Raw genomic sequence first — 3,706 nt, forward strand, 5'->3', positions numbered from 1 at the left:
CCTCGCTCGACTTGCATGTATTAGGCACGCCGCCAGCGTTCGTCCTGAGCCAGGATCAAACTCTCCGTTAAAGAGAATGTTTAGTACGCGTTATCTGCGTGCTTAGCATTCTCTTAGTTCGACGGCACAGCCGTTCGAACTTCCGAGTTTAATTAGCTCAATTTAAAGTAATTAACAGGTCTTGGTTCATTCACTCTTTAGTTTTCAAGGAACACATTTTTATATATACAAAACTTAAACCATTTTATCATTGCTGATTCACTTTGTCAACAAGTAATCTCAATCACATTATTACTTGTTTGTTTATCTTGCATGTTTTCCGCTATCAGCAACACCAACGTTGATTAATATAACACGTCCAAAATACCAACGTCAACATATTTTTTTCACATTTCATCTTAGTTCTTTTTATTTTGCACAATGAGTCCTAGATAGCTCTTATTTACAGAACTTTGCCGACTAAAAACCCACGGTTTCAATTGTGGTAAGTCTCAACTAGGACCCATTGTTTGTTAAGAAAAGATAGGAAATCTTATTAACAACATCGCTACTAACGTCGTTACCACTAATCCAATCATAACAGGAATTAAATTTCTTCTAGCTACTTCGATCGGATCCACTCCACAGATGGCTGCCGCCGGCAATATGGCCCAAGGTACAACCGTCCCTCCCCCAATCCATATCGCTACAATCTGCCCTAGCGAGCTCAGAGTCGCAACTCCCCACTCGATTCCCCCAACAAATATGTGTGAAAGTTGACCAATCAAAGCAATCCCCGAATAACCAGATCCATCTAGTCCAGAAACAATTCCAATCGCTGTGATTAGAATGGTCCCCATCTCCGGGGTCACCATAGCTGTCTGTGAGATTGCTACTCCAAAATCATTAATAATTCCTTGGGATCCATATGGCAAAACTTCCCCAAACATGTCTAAAAATAATGTTCCTCCTAGATAGAAAAAAGATGCAATCGGAATGACTGGTGTAAATACTTTAAACGCAAACTGGAACCCACTTACCAAGTATTCGGTTGTTTGTGTAAAAGCTCTTTTATAATCAAAAAACAAATTTGTGATAATTAAGATCAAAATAGAAGTCCCTAAAATAAGTGCAGTAGCCTCATCCCCCTGTAGGTCTGCATAGATTAGAGCAAATACATTTAATGAGAATAAGAGCACGATACAAATAGACCATCCGATTCCGAGCGCTTTCGGTAACTGTTTTTTAGGTTTCTCATTTTGGAGGAGATCATCTACATATAACCGATCAGAAATACCCGTTGAAAATGTCATATGACCATTTTTCATATCTCTTCTAATTAAGTAGAAGGATACCAAAGTAGTTACCAAACCCATTACAATGACTAACGGTACACTGGCCAGCATCACGTCAGCAATCGGGATGTTTGCTGCCTCAGAAGTTAACTTGGGTGTTCCTTGAATCAAATAGTCTCCCGAGAGTGCAATTCCGTGCCCAAAAAGATTCATAGAAATCGCAACCGCAATGGGTGGTAATCCGACTCGAATGGCGGCTGGTAATAAAAAGGCCCCGACTAAGGCAACAGCTGGTGAGGGCCAAAAGAACCAAGAAAAGACCATAATGGTAATACCGATAATCCAGTAACCTGTAAAATCGTTTTGAATCAACCTTGAAAATGGTGTAACGAGGATTTTATTTACTCCCGAGATGTTCAGAACTTGAGTCATTCCGACTATTACTGAGATGACCAGTATTATGCTTAATAATTGATTAAATGTATAAAGAAATGAGCTAAAGATCGAACTAGTTGCAACTAGAAAGTCTCCTGTCGCCACTAAACTCAAAATAAATATACCAATTGTACAAATAATAGCTGTATCCTTTCGATATGTCATGCTTACTACAATTACAATCACCATAAGTAGATATAGCCAATGAATCAAAGTTAGGTCAACGCCCATATCTCTCCCTCGCTCATATTTTATTTTGGAACATTCTAACTTTATGTTTGAAACTATGTAATCATTCTTTTATAAAAAAATACCCTAACTCATCCGCTAGAGTACTCTAAGCAAAATATTCATGAAAAGCATATATCCAATAACTGTCTTAATCTCTTCTCATAGGTATTCTCCCGTAACGTTCTCTTTAATGCGTTCCTTTTCACTTTCTGTCTTTCTCTCTCATTTTTTAAATAGTATTCTATTTTATTTACAAATTCATTAGGATCTTTAAATGTTTCTATCTCCGATCCTGGTTTATAAAATTCATTTAAATCAGGTCGAATATCAGTTAATTGAAATGACCCACAACTAGCTACTTCAAATGTACGATTATTGATAGACAGAGCAGGGACTTGAAAATAATTTAAATTTTCATTATGTTCCCGATGAAGATTGATTACGATTTTAGCACCATTGTAGTAACGAGCTGCTTCTTCGCCTGGTGTCCATCCAAGTCGAATCTTATTTTGTAATAAGGAATAATTTTGAATTTGATCCCAATATAATCCCACTAGGAGTACATTCTTGGTGAGAAGATACGATGAAATGGAGTTAAAAAAAGCAATGCGACGTGCTCCGTATAAAGATCCAACAAAGCAGATATCCGACTGATAAAACGGGGCTACATTCATGGGGCGAAAAACCTCAGGATCTGTTGCCAATGGAAGATGAAAAACGTTTTGACATCCTATCTTTTGATAAAATCTAATACAACCTGTATCTATGGTAAACACATAATCATAATGGGTTGCAACTTCTTTTGAAAGATCTATAAAGTATGGATCGTCAGTGGCCCATAAAGCTGTTTTAATGCCTGATTTACGGATTAAAGAAATTTTCTGTGCAAGATATCCATTATGACCCAGTAATACCATAACCAAGTCTGGTTTAAACTCCTGAACAACTCGTAGTATATCGTCCCCCTGATTAATAGTAAGGTTATGATGGGTAATCATACTTATAGTCTTAGCGATGGACTGCTCTATCGGTCCATACGGAAATTGTATACCAGTATTTACAAATAGGATTCGTTTGTTCTGATAAAGGCTGTTTTTCGCTTGTATAGCATCATGTTCCATTTGCTTTATATTCTTCTTTTTTATAGAAACAGGCTTATCTAACTGATCCCTCCCTCGTATGACAATGTTACAGCAAGGATGTTTGCCATCACGAAAAACCCCGATCCAGTCTATTCGAGTGTTACTTTTTTGTTCATACTTCTTCATCATATCTCGAACAATCTTCTTAATGTGGAATTTATATTCTTTTATCTCATGTTTACGAAAAGAAATAGCAATCTTATAGGCAGAAATCCCTTGATTCTTTTGGCCTATTACTTTCTTCATAAAATCATTTATCTTCACACGGTCTTCCTTTTTATTAAAAGGTCTGTGTTGTTTATCTATGTGTTTCATATAGTTTCGAAGAGCTTTAATGGAGATTGACTTGGGATTTGTAATCCGATAAGATCCAGTTTTCTTTACTTGTATAGACATCTCCATCCCCCTCTTTGGCTAAAAAATCGATACTTCTTTATACAGAAAGCCATTTAAACTATTTTTCATTACTTTATTCACTACTATAAAATACGCTTGTATCAAGACCTATGTTTATCATTCTTTACATAACAAAAAAGCACCCAGTTTTAACTGAATGCTTCTTTTATTATGTATGCCTGGCGACGTCCTACTCTTCCAGGACCCTGCGGTCCAAGTACCATCGGC

2 protein-coding genes and 1 rRNA gene are annotated in these 3,706 nt (G+C 36.9%); all 3 read right to left on the minus strand.

The window, feature by feature from the left end; genetic code table 11:
* Window positions 1-71, minus strand: a 16S ribosomal RNA gene (locus BLU58_RS15830); the annotation flags it as partial.
* A 441-nt stretch (window positions 72-512) separates the two neighbouring features.
* On the minus strand, window positions 513-1,940 hold the full coding sequence (locus BLU58_RS15835) for a hypothetical protein (RefSeq protein WP_093293820.1): 1,428 nt from the start codon (window positions 1,938-1,940) through the stop codon (window positions 513-515).
* A gap of 119 nt (window positions 1,941-2,059) precedes the next feature.
* On the minus strand, window positions 2,060-3,478 hold the full coding sequence (locus tag BLU58_RS15840) for a CgeB family protein (protein ID WP_176786730.1): 1,419 nt from the start codon (window positions 3,476-3,478) through the stop codon (window positions 2,060-2,062).
* Window positions 3,479-3,706 lie beyond the last annotated feature (228 nt).

The organism is Thermoactinomyces sp. DSM 45892 (assembly GCF_900107305.1).
Taxonomy (GTDB): domain Bacteria; phylum Bacillota; class Bacilli; order Thermoactinomycetales; family Thermoactinomycetaceae; genus Baia.